Origin of the sequence: Catellatospora sichuanensis (genome assembly GCF_007483665.1) — a bacterium.
GTDB classification, from domain to species: Bacteria; Actinomycetota; Actinomycetes; order Mycobacteriales; family Micromonosporaceae; genus Catellatospora; species Catellatospora sichuanensis.
Genome location: NZ_ML660191.1, coordinates 23115 through 40160 on the forward strand (window position 1 = coordinate 23115; position 17046 = coordinate 40160).

At 70.4% G+C, this 17046-nt stretch carries 15 protein-coding genes; 9 read left to right on the plus strand and 6 right to left on the minus strand.

What is annotated here, in order from left to right; genetic code table 11:
- Nucleotides 1–404: 404 nt before the first annotated feature.
- Complete coding sequence (locus tag FLL47_RS12845) at nt 405–3965, plus strand: ThuA domain-containing protein (protein WP_144120739.1); 3561 nt, start codon at nt 405–407, stop codon at nt 3963–3965.
- Between the two features lie 101 nt (nt 3966–4066).
- Here FLL47_RS12845 and FLL47_RS12850 read toward each other — a convergent pair whose 3' ends face one another.
- Nucleotides 4067–4654 (minus strand): DUF4240 domain-containing protein, encoded by a 588-nt coding sequence (locus FLL47_RS12850; protein ID WP_144120740.1) that lies wholly within the window; start codon nt 4652–4654, stop codon nt 4067–4069.
- Between the two features lie 37 nt (nt 4655–4691).
- The gene (locus FLL47_RS12855) at nt 4692–5966 is read right to left on the minus strand and encodes an AI-2E family transporter (protein ID WP_144120741.1); all 1275 of its coding nucleotides are present in this window, start codon (nt 5964–5966) and stop codon (nt 4692–4694) included.
- Nucleotides 5967–6209: 243 nt separating this feature from the next.
- Between FLL47_RS12855 and FLL47_RS42870 the strand changes: the two genes are divergently transcribed.
- Nucleotides 6210–6365, plus strand: a complete 156-nt coding sequence (locus FLL47_RS42870; protein ID WP_186315696.1) for a hypothetical protein — start codon at nt 6210–6212, stop codon at nt 6363–6365.
- Between the two features lie 41 nt (nt 6366–6406).
- Here the strand turns inward: FLL47_RS42870 and FLL47_RS12860 are convergent, their stop codons facing one another.
- Entirely contained in the window at nt 6407–7066 is a 660-nt protein-coding gene (locus tag FLL47_RS12860; RefSeq protein WP_144120742.1) for a ThuA domain-containing protein, read from the minus strand.
- 97 nt (nt 7067–7163) lie between these two features.
- Between FLL47_RS12860 and FLL47_RS12865 the strand changes: the two genes are divergently transcribed.
- Nucleotides 7164–7979, plus strand: coding sequence for an NAD-dependent epimerase/dehydratase family protein (locus FLL47_RS12865; RefSeq protein WP_144120743.1), 816 nt, complete (start codon nt 7164–7166; stop codon nt 7977–7979).
- An 86-nt stretch (nt 7980–8065) separates the two neighbouring features.
- Here the strand turns inward: FLL47_RS12865 and FLL47_RS12870 are convergent, their stop codons facing one another.
- Genes FLL47_RS12870 through FLL47_RS12880 form a run of 3 tightly spaced genes read right to left on the minus strand, consistent with a single transcriptional unit; the run spans nt 8066 to nt 10098 of the window.
- Nucleotides 8066–8818, minus strand: a complete 753-nt coding sequence (locus tag FLL47_RS12870) for a class I SAM-dependent DNA methyltransferase (RefSeq protein WP_144120744.1) — start codon at nt 8816–8818, stop codon at nt 8066–8068.
- 60 nt (nt 8819–8878) lie between these two features.
- Nucleotides 8879–9322, minus strand: a complete 444-nt coding sequence (locus tag FLL47_RS12875; protein ID WP_246157859.1) for a nuclear transport factor 2 family protein — start codon at nt 9320–9322, stop codon at nt 8879–8881.
- Entirely contained in the window at nt 9319–10098 is a 780-nt protein-coding gene (locus tag FLL47_RS12880) for an IclR family transcriptional regulator (protein WP_144120745.1), read from the minus strand. Before FLL47_RS12880 ends, FLL47_RS12875 begins: the two co-directional genes overlap by 4 nt.
- Nucleotides 10099–10225: 127 nt before the next feature.
- Between FLL47_RS12880 and FLL47_RS12885 the strand changes: the two genes are divergently transcribed.
- The 6 genes from FLL47_RS12885 (at nt 10226) to FLL47_RS12910 (ending at nt 17026) form a co-directional block, all read left to right on the plus strand.
- Nucleotides 10226–11557 carry a sugar ABC transporter substrate-binding protein gene (locus FLL47_RS12885; protein WP_144120746.1) on the plus strand — a complete coding sequence of 444 codons (1332 nt, stop codon included), beginning with the start codon at nt 10226–10228 and terminating at the stop codon, nt 11555–11557.
- A 28-nt stretch (nt 11558–11585) separates the two neighbouring features.
- Complete coding sequence (locus FLL47_RS12890; RefSeq protein WP_144120747.1) at nt 11586–12563, plus strand: carbohydrate ABC transporter permease; 978 nt, start codon at nt 11586–11588, stop codon at nt 12561–12563.
- Nucleotides 12563–13414 carry a carbohydrate ABC transporter permease gene (locus tag FLL47_RS12895; RefSeq protein WP_144120748.1) on the plus strand — a complete coding sequence of 284 codons (852 nt, stop codon included), beginning with the start codon at nt 12563–12565 and terminating at the stop codon, nt 13412–13414. Before FLL47_RS12890 ends, FLL47_RS12895 begins: the two co-directional genes overlap by 1 nt.
- 46 nt (nt 13415–13460) lie before the next feature.
- The gene (locus FLL47_RS12900; RefSeq protein WP_144120749.1) at nt 13461–14384 is read left to right on the plus strand and encodes a 5-dehydro-4-deoxyglucarate dehydratase; all 924 of its coding nucleotides are present in this window, start codon (nt 13461–13463) and stop codon (nt 14382–14384) included.
- A gap of 225 nt (nt 14385–14609) precedes the next feature.
- Complete coding sequence (locus FLL47_RS12905) at nt 14610–15917, plus strand: glucarate dehydratase family protein (RefSeq protein ID WP_144120750.1); 1308 nt, start codon at nt 14610–14612, stop codon at nt 15915–15917.
- A complete protein-coding gene (locus tag FLL47_RS12910) occupies nt 15911–17026 on the plus strand; it encodes a hypothetical protein (protein WP_144120751.1) in 1116 nt (371 codons plus the stop codon). Before FLL47_RS12905 ends, FLL47_RS12910 begins: the two co-directional genes overlap by 7 nt.
- The last annotated feature ends 20 nt before the right edge of the window (nt 17027–17046 follow it).

Below are 17046 nucleotides of genomic sequence, written 5' to 3' on the forward strand. Positions count from 1 at the left end.
TTCGTTGGCGTAGCAAGAACTTTTGCTGTCCCGATCGGAAGTCTTGGCGTCGGACGTTAAACGTTGACGCTCGATCTAGCAAGCCTGTAACGAGCGGGAAATGGTCACGGTTCGGCATTGATGCATCTAGCAGGCGCGATGCGCCGAGCGATTTTGAGCTTTCCCCGAGGTGGACCGTAGTTTCGCCTGGCAGGCAACAAACTTTCTCTGATTATTTTAAAACTGGCAGAGGCAGGATATTGACGGGGCCCGCTGGCTCGGGCCATGCTCGGCTTCGCGCTCCCCGTTAACGGGACCGACACATGTCGATGCCGAATCCCTGTCCGGCATCGGAGCGCTGCACGGTCATGCGTCGCGGCGGACGCATGAGAACCCCGCCCGTCCTTTTCCACGAAGGAGACGGCATGAGCCGCCGCAGACCTGTCCTTGGCGCGTTCCTCGCGCTGGCCACCGCAATAGCCGTAAGCGTGCTCCCCACGGGCACCGCCTCGGCCGCACCGGCGTTCCGCGCGCTGGTGTTCAGCGAGACCGCCGGCTACCGGCACGGATCCATCGCCTCCGGTGTCACCATGTTCAACCAGCTGGCCGCGGCCAACAACTTCGAGGTCGTGTTCAGCGAGGACTCCACCGTGCTGAACACCGCCAACCTCAACACGTTCGACGTGCTGGTCATGTTCCAGACCTCCGGCATGATCTTCGACAACGACGCCCAGCGCACCGCCACGCAGAACTTCCTGCGCAGCGGCAAGGGCATCGTGGCCATCCACAACGCCACCGACATGGGCATCGAGTCGGCCTTCCCGTGGTGGGACGCCACCATCAACGGCGGGGCGCACATGCCGGAGCACTCGCCCGGCTCGCTGCAGGGCTACGCGCGGGTGGCCGACAAGGTGCACCCGTCGACCGTGGGCCTGCCGGACAACTGGCAGCGCACCGAGGAGTGGTACAACTTCGACGTCAACGCACGCGGCCAGGTGCACGTGCTGGTGACCGCCGACGAGCGCACCTACAACCCGGGCGGCGCGGCGATGGGCCCCGACCACCCGATCTCCTGGTGCCGCGAGGCCGAAGGCGGCAAGGTGTGGGCCACCGCGATGGGCCACGACAACGCGTCCTACAGCGAGACCAACTTCCGCAACCACATCCTGGGCGGCGTGCGCTACGCGGCGGGCAACCTGCCCGGCGACTGCGGCGGCACGGTGTGGAGCAACTTCGAGAAGGTCACCCTCGACTCCAACACCGTCGACCCGATGGCGATGGACATCGCCCCCGACGGGCGGGTCTTCTACGTCCAGCGCGGCGGCAAGGTCAACGTCTTCAAGCCCGCGCAGCAGCAGACCGTGCAGGCGGCCCAGCTGTCGGTCTACACCGGCGGTGAGGACGGACTGGTCGGCATGGCGCTCGACCCCAACTTCGCCACCAACGGATGGATCTACCTGTACTACTCGCCAGCGTCGAGCACGACCGACGTCAACCGGCTGTCCCGGTTCACCGTCAGCGGCGACACGGTGAATCTGGCCAGCGAGCAGGTCCTGCTCAACGTGCCTGCCTACCGCGACCGCACCTTCAGCGAGCCGGGACACACCGGCGGCTACGTCGCATTCGGGCCGGGCGGCAACCTGTACCTGTCCACCGGCGACGACTCCCCGCCCAACCTCGACCCGGCCTGGCAGGGCTACGCGCCGCTGGACTGGCGGGCCGGCAAGAGCTTCCTCGACGCCGCCCGCAGCGCCGGCAACACCAACGACCTGCGCGGCAAGCTGCTGCGCATCCACCCGGAGAGCAACGGCACCTACACCATCCCCAGCGGCAACCTGTTCGCGCCGGGCACCGCGCTGACCAAGCCCGAGATCTACGTGATGGGCTTCCGAAACCCGTTCCGGTTCGAGGTCGACATGCAGACCGGCTGGGTGAACCTGGCCGACTACGGCCCCGACCGCGGCGGCGCGACCACCAACCGGGGCCCCGAGGGCCTGGTCGAGCTCAACGTGATCAAGCAGGCGGGCAACTTCGGCTGGCCGTTCTGCCACGGCAACAACCAGGCCTACGCGCCGTACAACCCGACGACGGGCGTGGTCGGGGCGAAGTTCAACTGCAACGCGCCGGTCAACGACTCGCCGAACAACACCGGCCTGCGGGTGCTCCCGCCGCTGGTCCAGCCCCAGATCTGGTACGGCTACGGCGTCTCGCCGAACTTCCCGGAGATGGGCGAGGGCGGCTCGGCGCCGATGGGCGGTCCGGTCTACCGCTACAACGCGGCCAGTACCTCGGCGACGAAGTTCCCGGCGTACTACAACGGCGTGCACTTCTTCTACGAGTGGGCGCGCAACTACATCAAGGAGATCCATTTCGACGCCTCGGGCAACCTGGTGAAGATCAACCCGTTCATGCCGGGTGGTGGCTTCATCAAGCCGATGGCGATGCGCTTCGGTGCTGACGGGTCGCTGTACGTGCTCGAATGGGGTTCGGAGTTCAACGGCGGCAACAACGACTCCGGGCTCTACCGCATCGACTACGTGCACGGCGGACGCGCCCCGATCGCCAGGGCCACCGGCACCCCGACCAACGGCCTGGCCCCGCTGAACGTGGCGTTCTCCAGCGCCGGCTCCGCCGATCCGGACGCCGGTGACACCCTCACCTACGCGTGGGACTTCGACAGCAACGGCAGCACCGACTCCACCGCCGCGAACCCCACCCGGACGTACTCCACCAACGGCAACTACACCGCGAAGCTGACCGTCACCGACAACACCGGCCGGTCCTCGTTCGTCAACGTGCCGATCACGGTGGGCAACAACGCCCCGGTCGTGAACATCACGTCGCCGCCCAACGGCGGCATGCTCGACTTCGGGCAGAACGTGGCCTACAACGTCAGCGTCACCGACGCGCAGGACGGCACCATCAACTGCACGCAGGTGTTCACCAACCCGGCGCTCGGCCACGACGACCACGCCCACCCGACCACCGACCTGCCCGGCTGCTCCGGCACCGTCAACACCGGCAACCTCGGCGGCCACCCGGACGGGGCCAACCTGTTCTACCTGCTCAACTCCCGCTACCAGGACAACGGCAACGGCTCGGTGGCGCGGCTGACCGGCTATGCCAACGTGGTGCTGCAGCCCAAGCACAAGCAGGCGGAGTACTTCACGAGCCAGTCCGGCATCCGGGTCGTCGCGCAGGCCGGGGCGGAGAGCGGCAACCGCATCGGTGACGTCAGCAACAACGACTGGATCATGTTCGATCCGATGAGCGTGCAGGGCATCACCAGCGTCAGCTACCGGGTCTCGTCGCCGAGCGGCGGCGGCAGCATCGAGCTGCGCGCCGACTCCCCGACGGGCACCCTGCTGGCGACCAACCCGATCGCGGCGACCGGCGGCTGGGACACCTACGTCCAGCAGGCGTCCGCGAACGTGGCGGCGCTGTCGGGCACGCACAAGCTGTACATGGTGTTCAAGTCGAGCGCGAACAACGGCTTCGACCTCGACTCGTTCACCTTCGCCGGAGCCGGGGTGGGCACCAACCCGACCGGTGGGATCGCGGGCAAGACGTACACGATGACGGCCCAGCACAGCAGCAAGCTGGCCGACGTCAGCGGGGTGTCCACGGCGGACAACGCGACCGTGGTGCAGTGGTCGGCGACCGGGGCCAACAACCAGCGGTGGCAGGCCGTCGACGCGGGCGGCGGCTACGTCTACCTCAAGGCGGTGCACAGCGGCAAGTGCCTGGCCGCGACCGGCGGCTCGACCGCTGACGGGGCGGCGATGGTCCAGCTGACCTGCACCACGAACAACAACATGAAGTGGCAGGCGCTGACCACCTCGACCGCTGGGGTGTACCAGCTCAAGGCCGTACACAGCGGCAAGTGCCTGGACGTCAACGGCGCCTCCACGGCCGACAACGCCGCGGTCATCCAGTGGGCCTGCCACACAGGCACCAACCAGATGTGGCGGCTTACCCAGGTATGAGGCCCGCCGGCCTGGTCACACCTGGGTGACCGGGCCGGCGCCCGCGGCGGGCAGGACGACTCAGGCGTCCTGCCCGCCGCGTTTCACCGAACGAGGCCGGGTCAGCCGGTGGTCGTCATACGGGCGCGGTGCCGATCGAAATCCCTGGCGTTCTGGGGGAACAGCGCTTCCAGACGCGGCAGGTGCCAGCCGGTCTCGGCCGGCTCCGTCCACGGGTGCGCTTCGGCGGGTGTGTAGTCGTCCCTGGCCGCCCACAACCCGTCCTCGATGCCGGTGGCCCTCTCATACGCCTCGAACGCGCCGAACTCGAACGTCTCCATCATCAGGGCGTTCTCGTCGACCGTGCCCGCGGCGACACCCTGGACCGCAGGATGGTCGGCCAGCGCGTCGACGTCGGCGACGATGCGCTCGTACCACTCCCGGCCGAGGCCGACCAGCCCGGCGCGGAAGCGGCTGAACGAGTCATCGCCACAACCGCGCTGGATCAGCCAGGCCGCCTTCCAGACGCGGTCGGAGGACACTTGAAACTGCAGGCCGTCGAAGTAGTGCTGGAAGACGACGATGTCGGCGGGCGGCAGCGCCGCGAGCCGTTCGATCATCGCCTCCCCGAACTCCCAGTCCATGTCGTCCCACGAGTTCACGTGGGCGCGTTCCGACTCGATCAGTGCCCAGCACTCGTCCAGATCCACGCGCGGATTATGGCGACGGGCTATGACACCCGGGCCCTCAAGGCGTCGGGCCGGCGCTGACCACGACCGCCTCCGGCGGGCTAGGCGGCTGCCGGTGCATCAGGTGGCGCAGCGCGGTGTTGAGCACCGCGACGATCGGCACCGCCACCAGCGCTCCGATGATCCCGGCGACGGCGACCCCGGCGGCCAGTGCCAGGATCACGGCCAGCGGGTGGATCGCCACCGCCCGGCCCATGATCAGCGGCTGGAGCACGTGGCCCTCCAGCTGCTGCACCAGGATCACCGCGGCCAGCACGATCAGCGCTGTGAGCGGCCCCTGGTCCACCAGCGCGACGAGCACCGCCACCGCGCCGGACACGGTCGCCCCGATGATGGGGATGAACGAGGACAGGAACACCAGCGCCGCCAGCACGAACGCGAACTCGACCCGCAGCAGGACCAGGGCCAGACCGATGCCGACGGCGTCGATGAACGCCACGATCACCGTGGCGCGCACGTACGCCACCAGGGTCAGCCACCCGGCGTCACCGGCCTCCAGCATGGGCCGGCGCGCGCGACGCGGCAGGGCGAACGTCGCCAGATGCCACAGCCGCCCCCCGTCGCGCAGGAAGAAGAACGTCACGACGACGACCAGCATCGCGGTGATCAGCACCTCGAACCCGGCGCCCGCCGTGGCGAACACGCCGCTGGTGAGGTTCTGCCGGTTGTCGCTGACCCAGGTGCCGGCTGCGTCGAACGTGCCGTCGAGCTGGCGGGTGGACAGGTGCAACGGGCCGGTGCGCAGCCATTCCCGGACCTGCTGCAGACCGGCGGAGGCGTTCTCGGCCAGGCCGGGCATGCCGTCGACGAGCTGGGTGACCAGCAGGGTGAGGAAGCCGACGGTCAGCAGCACCCCGCCGAACAGGACGATCGCGGTGGCCAGCGAGGCGGGCAGCCGCAGCCGCTCGTGCAGTAGCCGCACCATCGGCGCGAGCAGCGCCGACAGCAGCAGCGCGATGGACAGGGGCACGAGCACCTGGGCGAGCCGCCCGGCCAGCGACAGCAGCACCCAGCCGACCCCGGCGAGCACGAGCAGCCGCCAGCCCCACGCGGCGGCGACCCGTAACCAGTACGCGACGGCGAGGTCGGGGTTCTGGTGCTGGTCGTCCGCGGTGTCCTGGACGTCCACGGTGTCGGGCAGCAGCAGCGGCGGCACGGAACGGGCCGACTCCAGCCGTTGGCGGGCGGCGCGCAGACCGGCCCGCCACCGTGCTGCCTCGGTCGACGGGGGAGCCGGGGGAGCCGGGGTGGCGGTGGGTTCGGACAGCGACATAGGGGCCTCCGGGCAGCGGTGCGGGGGATCGGCGACGGCCGCCCGGCACGAGGGGAGGGTGACCGGCTGTTCCCACGGTTACCCACCGCGACGGCCCGCAAACGGAGACCGGCTGTCCGATGGTTTCCGTTACCGGCTGTTATCTGTCGCACATCCCGGGTACCGTCGTCGGCAGGTGCCCCGGATTTCGGGCCCTGCCCCCGGCTGTTGATCCACTTGGAGCCTGCGTTGTCCGCTGCATCCGTGAACCGTCCCGACCGGCCCAACCCGCCGGCCACGCTGGTCTTCAGCGCACCGGAGGAGCCCCGGACCGACACCCGAGACGCGGCTGAGCCCCGCCCCGTCGTGCTCGACCCGTTCGCCGTGCCGGCTGCCGGCAATGCCCACGCCGGAGCCTGATCCACAGCGAGACCAGGGCAGGCCGCTCGACCGTGTGAAGGTCAGGAGCGAGCGGCCCAGAGCAGCCCACGCTCGGTGAGCGTGCGGATTTCGGGGATGTCCAGGTCGGGCAGGTGGTGCCCGACCGTCGAGACGAAGATCCGGCCCAGACCCCATTGCCTGGTGTACACCGCCGGATGGGTCACCGGTTCACCCCAGGGCTCGCCGTCCTCGACGCCGAACGTGATCGTCGCCAGCACGTCGTTGAGCGGGTCGGCGAGCATCCAGTAGCGCTCGGTGTCCAGCTCCACGCTGCTGAGTCCGGCCACGATCGGATGCCCGGCATGTTCGGGTCGCACCGTGAGGGTGTGCGGGACGAAGCTGCCCGGGTGGCAGGTGAACCAGCCGCCGGTGAGCCATTGATAGCGGCGTTCGGTGAACGCGGCGACGATGCCGCCGTGCCAGCCGGCCAGGCCGGTGCCGGCGCGGACGGCTTGATCGAGGTTGCGGGCGCGGTCCGGGGTGAGCGCGTCGCCGCCCGCGGTCCAGCAGTTGACGATCAGGTCGGTCCGGGCGAGTAGCCCGGCGTCGTCGTAGACGGCGAGGTCGTCGGCGGTGTCGACGGTGAAACCCTGGTCCTGGAGGAACGGCAGGAAGCTGTCGGTGGTGCCGACGGGGTCGTGGAACTCGGCTCCGCCCCGGACGATCAACGCGCTGCGCATGACGGCCAGCCTAGACGCGCGACCGGATAGCGTCTACATATGTGGACTAGATGCTTCATCTTGGCAGGTCATTGGAATGCTGGCTATGCTGCTCGCCATGCGACGTATCTTGATCACTGGTGGCGCCGGCAAGGTGGCGACGCTGGTGCGTACGGGCCTGGCCAGAACGGACCTCGTACTGCGCCTGCTCGACATCCGCGAGCCCGCGCCCCTGGCCGGGGTCGACGGCTCCCGCGAGGAGATCATGCTCGGCTCGGTGACCGACCCCGACGTGCTCGCCGAGGCCATGCGGGACGTCGACGCGGTGGTGCACCTGGGCGGCCAGAGCCGCGAGTCCGACGTGCGCGACGTCATCGAGTCCAACATGTACGGCACGTACCTGCTGTTCGAGGCCGCCCGCGCGGCCGGGGTCAGCCGCGTCGTGCTGGCGTCGTCGAACCACGCCGCCGGCTTCCACCCCCGTGGGGACGAGCCCGCGCCGGCCGACCTGCCCGGACGCCCCGACACGCTCTACGGGTGGAGCAAGGTCGCCATGGAGGCGTGCGGGCAGCTCTACGCCGACCGGTTCGGCTTGGACGTGATCTGCCTGCGGATCGGGCTGTGGTGCCCGACGCCGCCGAGCCTGCGCGGGCTGGCGCTGTGGATGTCGCCGGACGACGGCGTACGCCTGATCGAGGCGTGCCTGTCCGTGCCGTCGCCGGGTTTCCGCATCGTGTGGGGGATCAGCCGCAACACCCGGCGCTGGTTCTCGCTGGCCGAGGGCGAGGCGATCGGCTACTTCCCGCAGGACGACGCGGAGGTCTTCGCCGAGCAGCTGATCGCCAAGCACGGCGAGCCCGACTTCGCGTCCGACCCGGTGCTGACCCGCCTCGGCGGCCAATGGTGCGACCTCCCCCTGGGTGTCAGCTACTGAGCCCGAGGTGCGCCGGGTCCACTCGACACCACGTTCGCCTGCACTGCTCGCCGGTGTGCCGGGTGCGCTGACCGCCGCGCGGTCAGTCAGCTCCCGGAGGCGTCCACCGGCTTGCGCCAGACCGAGACGTGGCTTTCGCTGTCGGAGGTGAAGGGCTCCTGTGCCCAGTTCGCCACGCGCTGTTCGAGCACCAGGCCGGCCAGCCGGGCCATCAGGTCGCACTCGGCGGGCCAGATGTAGCGGAAGTTGCTGGAGCCGTAGCGGGCGCTGCCGTCGTCGAGCCGCCGGTAGTGGTGCGAGGTGCCCTGCTGCGTGACCATGTCGTAGGTGTCGAAGCCGACGTGCCGGTCGGTCACCGCGAACGGCACCGCCGACTGTCCCGGCGGGAACCTCCGGATGCCCGGCACCCACAACTCGATGACGAAGCGACCACCCGGCGCGAGGTGCCGCGCGGCGTTCTGGAAGCACCGCACCTGCTCGTCCTGGGTGCGCAGGTTGCCGATGCTGTTCCACACCACGTACACGAGCGAGAACTCGCCGGGGACGGTGGCGGTGGCCATGTCGCCGACGACGACCGGCAGCTCATCCGCCGACGCCTTGCGCCGTAGCTGGTCCACCATCGGCTGCGACAGCTCGATCCCGCAGACGCGTACGCCCCGGGCCGCGAGCGGGACGGCCACCCGGCCGGTGCCGATCGCGAGCTCCAACGCCGGGCCGCCACCGGCCAGCCGGGCGAGGAAGTCCACGGTGGGGTCGAGCACGTCGGGTGCGAACATCTCGGCCGAGGTGTCGTCGTACCGCGCCGCCGTGTCCTCGTCCCACAGGTCACTACTCGTCATGGGCGTGAGACTGCCCGCCCCGGCGCCCTTTTGCCATCGGTTTACGACGAGCCGGCGCGCTCAGCTGCCGTCGACGGCCAGGCCTTCTCGCTCGTCGTCCCAGGCGGCGGCGCTGATCCGCCAGCCGGCGGAGGTGCGGACGAACTGCATCGTCTTCATGCCCCGGCCGGTGAAGGGCGTGCCGTCCTGCGCGCCGGACTTGCCGTAGGCGCAGAAGTGCTGGGCGATGTCGCCGAACACGTCGGTGCGCCCCGGCAGCTCCCACTCCCGGAAGTCGGTCAATGTGTCGCCTGCGAGCAGGGCCTGCCGGGGTGCGATGAAGTCGTCGACGCCGTACCGGGTCGGCTCGCCGCCGCAGGTGCGCACGATGACCGCGCCGGGCAGGAACAGGTCGCGGAGCGCGTCGAGCCGGGCGGTGCCGTCCGGGCCGGAGGTGAAGGCGGCGAAGAACGTGTGCACGATGCCTTCGATCGCCGTCCGATCGGCGTCCTGGCGGGCGATCACCGGATGCCGTGGCGGCGCAGGGTGCCCGCGAGCGCGGTGGCGGCGCGCATGATCGCGGCGGCGACGCGTTCCACTTCGGCGTCGGTGGCAAGGTCGGCGGGCATGGAGCAGCTGATCGCGTCGGTGGCCGGGATGCGGTAGTGCACCGCGGCCGCGACGCAGGCCACGCCCTCGGTGCCCTGCTCGTGCTCGTGCGCCCAGCCCCGGTCGCGCACCCTGGTCAGCTCCTCGTGCAGGGCGTCGCGGTCGGTGATCGAGTGGCTGGTGAAGCCGATCAGCTCGTCCGGCAGGATCTTGTCGACCTCGACCGGGGTCAGCTCGGCCAGCAGCGCCTGGCCCAGCGCGGTGATGTGCGCGGGCAGCCGGCGGCCGATTCGGGAGACGACCCGCACCGCATCACGCGACTCGCGGCTGCCCAGGTAGAGGACGTGTCCGTCGTCGCGACGTGCGTAGTGCACGGTGTAGCCGATCTCGGAGCGCAGGTCTTCCAGGGCTTCGTAGACGTGGGGGAGCGCCGGGTCGCGGTCGAGGTAGGCGGTGCCCGACAGCAGGGCGTGCGGGCCGACGCCGAACAGCGAGCCGCTGTCGTCGGCCTCGACCCATTTGAGCTCGCGCAGGGTGCGGACCAGGGCATGCAGGCTGCTACGCGGGTATCCCATGATCTCCTGCAGATCGGAGATGCTCAGCCTGACGGGCGAGGCCGCCAGGGTCTCCAGGATGCGGACCGTGCGCTCGGCTGACTTCACCAGCGAGCTGTCGGGCTGGGTTGAGCTCATGGGTCCCACCGTCCACGCGAATTGTTTCGGGAGTGTTGACGGTCATAGTACCGGACGCTAACTTGTCGTTGCACCACTTGCACATAAGAGGAATCCGTCCACATATGTAGACAGGAGGCAGCGTCCGATGCTCAGTCGAAATGCGACCAAGCTCGTGGCGGCGCTGGCGGCCGTGTTCGCACTCGCGACCGCGGCCGGCTGTGGTGAAGACACCCCACCGGCGGCAGACAGCAAGGCTCCGCTGGAGATCTGGGTGCGCAAGCCCCCAGGCTCGAACACCGAGAAGACCCACCAGGCGCTGGCGGCGAAGTTCACCGAGGCCACCGGCATCCCGGCCAAGGTGACGGCCCTGTTCGAAGACTTCGAAACCAAGCTGCAGCAGGCCGCGGCCCAGAAGAAGCTGCCCGACATCGTCGTCAACGACACCGCGCAGCTGGGCACCCTGGTCAAGCAGGGCCTGGTCCGCGATGTGAACCAGGGCGACATCGCCGGCGGCGACCAGCTCACCCCGGCCTCCTGGGACGCCGCCCGGGGCGCCGACGGCAAGATCTACGCGGTGCCGTTCTCGGCGCAGTCGTTCGCGCTGTTCATCCGCAAGGACTGGCGGGAGAAGGTGGGCGCCGCCCAGCCGGCCAGCTGGGCCGAGCTGGACGCGCTCGCCACCTCCTTCACCACGAAGGACCCCGACGGCAACGGCAAGGCCGACACCTACGGCTACGTCATCCCCGGCTCCACCAAGCGCGGCTACCTGGACTGGTACTTCTCCAGCTTCCTGTGGGCCGCGGGCGCGGACTACTTCTCCGGGTCGGCGGGCAGCCTCACCCCGGCGATCGGCTCCGACAGCTCGGTGGCCGCGGTGCAGTGGCTCAAGGACCAGTTCTGCGGCGCGAAGAACGTCGTGCCCGGCGCGGTGACCTCGGAGACCACGCAGGCACACCCGCTGTTCGAGTCGGGCAAGGGCGGCATCTACTTCACCGGCCCGTACAACATGGCGCGTTTCGACAAGAACCTCGGCAAGGACAAGTACGAGGTCGTCGCGCTGCCGGCCGGGCCTGGCGGCAAGTCCGCGTCGCTGGCCGAGGGCGAGAACGTCTACCTGATGGCAGGCTCGGCCAACCCGGCGGGCCAGCAGAAGTTCGCCGAGTTCCTGATCACCGAGCAGGGCCAGACCATCGGCATGGCCGGTGACACCGACGGCAACGTGGTCCGCCTGCCCGTCAACAAGAACGTCGACCTGGCCAAGGTACGCACCGACACCCGCTGGCTGGTTTTCGACAAGGTCTACAAGGAGGCCGGCAAGTACGCGCCGGTGGTGCCCGAGTGGACCCCGTTCCGCACCGCGTCGGCGGAGAGCCTGAACGCGATCGTCGCCAACTGCTCCTCCGACCCCAAGGCCGAGCTGGCCAAGCTGGCCGCGAAGTTCGGCGAGGAACTCAAGAAGCAGAAGGCCGGCGCATGAGCAGCCGCGTGACGGGCTGGAGCGACTGATGAAGGCCACCGGTTCCGGGGCCGCGGCGACCGCCGTGCGCCCCGGCCGGCGGCCCGGGCAGTCCGCCCCGCCGCCGGCCCCCGCCAAACGCGCCGGGCGCTGCAACGTCAAAGCAGCGCTGATCCCGTGGCTGTTCCTCGCCCCGGCGCTGGTCATCTTCGCGATGTTCAAGTTCTGGCCGATGGCGCAGGCCGTGAAGATGAGCCTGTACGAGGTCCGGCCCTACCTCGGCGACCGCTGGGTGGGCCTGGACAACTACCGGCAGATGCTCACCGATGAGGACTTCCTCGCCGCGATCGGCCACACCGTGGTGCTCGCGGTCGGCCAGACCGGCGGCGCGATCGTGCTCGGCATGGGCCTGGCGCTGCTGCTGGAAGGCTCGGCCAGGCACCTGTGGGTGGTGCGCACCGCGGCCTTCCTGCCGACCGTCGCCGCGATGGCCGTCGTCGCAGAGGTGTGGCGCATCCTCTACTTCCCCGCGCCCGACGGCGCGGTCAACTCCATCCTGAGCTGGTTCGGGGCGGGGCCCTCGCAGTTCCTGAACAGCGAGGACAGCTCCCTGCTGTCGGTGATGGCGGTCGGCATCTGGCGCGGCGCGCCGTACGACATGATGATCTTCCTGGCCGGGCTGGCCGGGGTCGACCGCAACCTCTACGAGGCGGCCGCGGTCGACGGCGCGAGCGTCTTCCGCCGGATCTGGCACGTCACCTTCCCCGCGCTGCGCCCGGTCTTCGCCATCCTGTTCACCCTCGCCGCGATCCGCGGCCTGCGCGTGTTCACCGAGATCTTCCTGCTCACCAACGGCGGCCCCAACGGAGCGACCGAAGTGATGATGACGCTGATCTACAAGCTCGGTCTGGAACGCGGTGAGCTCGGTATCGCCGCCGCCGGGTCGATGCTGCTGCTGGCGGCGACGGTGCTGCTCACCGTCGTGGTCCGCGCCGTGCAGGCCCGCTCGTCGCGGCAGGTGGCGTGATGGCGTCCGGATTCGACAGCGCGCTCGGCTTCAGCGGCCGCCGCGGGCCGGTCGCCGCCGTGGCCAAGGTCGTGGTGTACACGATCGTCGTGGCGGTCTTCGCCGGGCCGCTGCTGGCGCTGATGGTCGGCGCGTTCACCCGGGTGCCCGACCCGACCTCGCTGTCGCTGACCTCGGGGGAGTTCACCTTCGACAACTTCACCCGTGCCTTCGATCGCGGCGTGCTGGGTTACCTCGCCAACTCGTTCATCGTGGTGGGCGGCGGGCTGCTGCTGCAGATCGCGGTGAGCGTATCGGCGGCCTACTCGCTGGCGCGCAAGAAGTTTCCGCTGATGAAGCTGGTGTTCCTGCTCATCCTCAGCACGATGATGCTGCCCGAGGAGGTGCTGGCCATCCCCCTGTCGCTGGTGCTGTCCGAGGTCAACCTCACCGGCTCGCTGCTCGGGATGATCGTGCCGGTCGGCGCGTGGGCGTTCTCCATCCTGGTGATGACCGAGTTCATGAAGGAGATCCCGGTCGAACTGGAGGAGGCGGCCCGCCTCGACGGGGCCGGTGACCTGCGCGTGTTCTGGTCGGTGGTGCTGCCGCTGTGCCGCCCCGCGCTCGGCGTGATCGGCATCTTCGGCTTCACCATGATCTGGGACCAGTACCTGCTCCCGCTGCTCGTCGCCACCGACGCGCAGCAGTTCACCCTCCCGCTGGCCCTGCGCACGCTGCGCTCCGACGAGGAAGTGGGCGTCGGCGTGCTGCTGGCCGCCGCACTGCTCGCGCTGCTGCCCAGCGTGCTGGCCTTCCTCGCCATGCAACGCCAGTTCATGCGCGGCCTCACCTCCGGCGCCGTCAAGGGCTGACGCCGCCACCCGTAAGTCTGGTCAGCCACTACCGAGGAGATCCACCATGCGCCTGCAGGGGCTGCTCTCGTTCCCGCTCACCCCGTTCACCGGCGACGACAAAGTGGACCTCACCGTCTTCGCCGAGCACCTCGAACGCCAGATCGCGGCCGCGCCCAGCGCGCTGTTCGTGGCCTGCGGCACCGGCGAGTTCACGGCACTGAGCGCCGACGAGTACCGCGACGTCGTCGCCACCACCGTACGGGTGGCCGACGGGCGGCTGCCGATCTTCGCGGGCTGCGGCGGGGGCCCGCAGGCCGCCCGCGAGTTCGCGCAGATCGCCGCCGAATGCGGTGCGAACGGGCTGCTGCTGCTCCCGCCGTACCTGGTCACCTCGACGCCGGCCGGGCTGGTCGAGCACGTACGCTACGTCGCTTCGGCGACCGCGCTGCCGATCACCGTGTACCAGCGGGCCAACGCCGTGCTCGACACCGCGGCCGCGGTCGCGCTGCTGGACATCCCGACCGTGGTCGGCATCAAGGACGGCCGCGGCGACGTCGACGCGATGCTGCGCCTGGTCATTGCGGTGCGCCAGTCCGGGCACCCGCGCGCGCAGGAGTTCGGGTTCCTCAACGGCCTGCCCACGGCCGAGATGTCGGTGCAGGCGTACGAGGCGATCGGGGTGGAGAGCTACTCCTCGGCGGTGCTCTGCTTCGCGCCCGACATCGCCACCGCGTTCTACCGCGCGGTCCGCGCCGGGGAGAAGGCCGCCGTGTCCCGGCTGCTGGCCGAGTTCTACCTGCCGCTGGTCGCCCTGCGGGACCGGGTCCCCGGGTATGCGGTCGCGCTGGTCAAGGCAGGGGCCCGGCTCGACGGCCTGGAGGTCGGGCCGGTGCGCCCGCCGCTCGTCGACCTGTCGCCCGAGCACCTGGCCGAGCTGAAGGCGATCATCGCCCGGGGCCGCGCCGCGCTGGCGGAGGTGGCCGCATGAACGCCGTCGACCACGGCGGGCGATCCACCCCCCTCAGGCGCCGTGGGACGCCGGCATGAGCGGGCAGTCGAGGGCCGTGGCCGGTGTCACGTTTCGGGACGCGGACACGAGCGGACGGTCGGGGGACTATGTGGTCCAGCGCGTGTCGCGTTTCGGGACGCTTGAGCGTCCCGAAACGCGACAGGCCGGAATGGACATGTGCCCGGAGCGTGGTAAGGAGCAGTCATGAGCAGGCGCGATGTACGCATCCGCGAAGTCGTGATCACGCCGGTGGCGTTCCCTGACCCGCCGATACTCAACTCGGCCGGGGTGCACCAGCCGTGGGCGCTGCGTGCGATCGTGGAGCTGAGCTGCGGCGACGGGCTGATCGGGCTGGGTGAGACCTACGGCGATGCCCCGCACCTGGAACTGCTGCGCACCGCCGCGGCGACGCTGGTCGGCCTGGACCCCTTCGATACCAACGGCCTGTGGCGGCGGGTGTGCCGCGCGCTCGGCGGCACCGACTCGCCTGACCGGCATGGACTGACCGGCGGCTCCAGCCCGCAGAAGACGGCGTTGCGGGTGTTCAGCCCGTTCGAGGTGGCGTGCCTGGACCTGCAGGGGCACCTGACCGGGCGGCCGGTGGCCGACCTGCTCGGCGGGGCGGTCCGCGACCGGGTGCCGTTCTCGGCGTACCTGTTCTACAAGTGGGACGCGCATCCGCCCGCGGACGGGCCCGCGTCGCTGGTCGGCGGGCTGCCGCCGGTCGACGACCCCTACCCGGAGGCGATCGACCCGGCCGGGATCGTCGCCCAGGCCCACCAGCTGATCGACCAGTACGGCTTCGGCTCGATCAAGCTCAAGGGCGGGGTGTTCCCGCCCGACGAGGAGATCGCCGCGATCCGGGCGCTGCGGGAGGCGTTCCCCGACCTGCCGCTGCGCCTGGACCCCAACGCCGCGTGGAGCGTCGAGACGTCGCTGCGGGTCGCCGAGGAGACCGACGGGCTGCTCGAATACCTGGAGGACCCGACCCCGGGCATCCCCGGCATGGCGGCCGTCGCGGCCAAGGCCCCGATGCCGCTGGCCACCAACATGTGCGTGGTCAGCCCCGACGACATCGCACCCGGGTTCACCCAGGGCGCGGTCGGGGTGGTGCTCGCCGACCACCACTACTGGGGCGGGCTGCGCCGCAGCGCCGAACTGGCCGCGATCTGCCGCACCTGGGGCGTCGGAGTGTCCATGCACTCCAACAGCCACCTCGGCATCAGCCTCGCCGCGATGACGCAGCTCGGCGCGGCGCTGCCGGAGCTGACGTACGCCGCGGACACGCACACGCCCTGGCAGTGCGGGGTCGACGTGCTGGAGCGCCCACTGCCGATCGTCGGCGGCGCGGTGGCGCTGCCCGACGGGCCGGGACTCGGCGTCAGCCTCGACCGCGACGCGCTCGCCCGGCTGCACGAGAACTTCCTGCGCTGCGCGATCCGCGAACGCGACGACACGTCGTACCGGCGCATCTTCGAGCCCGACTACACCAAGCGGAGGCCGCGATGGTGATCAGCGTGCACGCGTTCCCGTGGGACGTGCTCGGCGACGACGGTTTCGTCGATCGCTTCGCGCAGACCGGCGCGGACGCGGTGACCCTGGCCGTGTCGTACCACTCGACGCGGGCGGCGACGCCGCTGCACCCGACGCGGCGTTTCGTCGACGCCCGGCACGCCGCGCTCTACCGGCCCGTACGCGAGCAGGCCTGGGCGGTGCGGCGCCTCGTGCCGCAGGCGCCGGACTGGACCGGCACCGACGACGCCGCGGGCGAGGCCGCGACGGCGCTGCGCGCGGCGGGCATTGCCGTCAACGCGTGGATCGTGCTGGCGCACGACACCCGGCTCGGCCTGCTGCACCCCGACTTGACCGTGCTCAACTGCTTCGGCGAGCGATATCCGTACGCGCTGTGCCCGGCGCAGGCGGAGGTGCGCGAACACTGCGTGACGCTGGCCGGCGAGGCGCTGCGGGACCTGCCGGTCGACGGGGTGTCACTGGAGTCGTGCGGGCAGATGGGCGTGGCGCACATCGGCTGCCACGAGAAGACCGACGGGGCGTACTCCCCGCTGGTCCAGCGGCTGCTGAGCATCTGCTGCTGCACCGCCTGCGCCGCCTCGTGGGCCGCGCGAGGGCTGGACCCCGAGCAGGTCGTCGCCGCGCTGCGTGATGCCGTGCGCGCTGAGACCCCGCTGCCCGAGCAGACGGCGTCGGCGCTGCTCGCGGCCCGGCACGACGCCACGGCCGACATGCTGGCCGAGGTGCTGGCCGAGGTGCGCCGGCACGCCCCGGACGCGCCGGTTACGTTGCACGGTCACCCCGACCCGTGGGCGGTCGGGCCGTCACCGGGCCTCGCCCCGAAGGTGCTGCCTCTGGTGGACCGGGTCCTGGTGCCCTGCTGGCCGACCGACCCGGCCACGGCGGGCCTGGTGTCGGCACTGGCTGAACGTGTCATCGTGGACGCCTACGTGACCGTGCTGCCGCCGACGTCGCCCGACCGGCTGTCCGAACACGTGGCCAGGTTGCGCGAGGCCGGGGCGACCCGGCTCAGCCTGTACCACCTCGGCCTCGCCTCCGCCGCGTTCCAGCCGCTGCTGGCCGCCCTGACCAAAGAGTTCCGCTCCTGACCGCGGCCCGCGGCGACCGG

Excerpts from the sequence above, each read along its gene's own strand:
- FLL47_RS12845 (WP_144120739.1), top strand. The coding sequence starts at position 405 with ATGAGCCGCCGCAGACCTGTCCTTGGCGCGTTCCTCGCGCTGGCCACC.
- FLL47_RS12885 (WP_144120746.1), top strand. The coding sequence starts at position 10,226 with ATGCTCAGTCGAAATGCGACCAAGCTCGTGGCGGCGCTGGCGGCCGTG.
- FLL47_RS12895 (WP_144120748.1), top strand. The coding sequence starts at position 12,563 with ATGGCGTCCGGATTCGACAGCGCGCTCGGCTTCAGCGGCCGCCGCGGG.
- FLL47_RS12870 (WP_144120744.1), bottom strand. The coding sequence starts at position 8,818 with ATGACGAGTAGTGACCTGTGGGACGAGGACACGGCGGCGCGGTACGAC.
- FLL47_RS12855 (WP_144120741.1), bottom strand. The coding sequence starts at position 5,966 with ATGTCGCTGTCCGAACCCACCGCCACCCCGGCTCCCCCGGCTCCCCCG.
- FLL47_RS12880 (WP_144120745.1), bottom strand. The coding sequence starts at position 10,098 with ATGAGCTCAACCCAGCCCGACAGCTCGCTGGTGAAGTCAGCCGAGCGC.
- FLL47_RS12900 (WP_144120749.1), top strand. The coding sequence starts at position 13,461 with ATGCGCCTGCAGGGGCTGCTCTCGTTCCCGCTCACCCCGTTCACCGGC.
- FLL47_RS12890 (WP_144120747.1), top strand. The coding sequence starts at position 11,586 with ATGAAGGCCACCGGTTCCGGGGCCGCGGCGACCGCCGTGCGCCCCGGC.
- FLL47_RS12865 (WP_144120743.1), top strand. The coding sequence starts at position 7,164 with ATGCGACGTATCTTGATCACTGGTGGCGCCGGCAAGGTGGCGACGCTG.
- FLL47_RS12910 (WP_144120751.1), top strand. The coding sequence starts at position 15,911 with ATGGTGATCAGCGTGCACGCGTTCCCGTGGGACGTGCTCGGCGACGAC.
- FLL47_RS12860 (WP_144120742.1), bottom strand. The coding sequence starts at position 7,066 with ATGCGCAGCGCGTTGATCGTCCGGGGCGGAGCCGAGTTCCACGACCCC.
- FLL47_RS12905 (WP_144120750.1), top strand. The coding sequence starts at position 14,610 with ATGAGCAGGCGCGATGTACGCATCCGCGAAGTCGTGATCACGCCGGTG.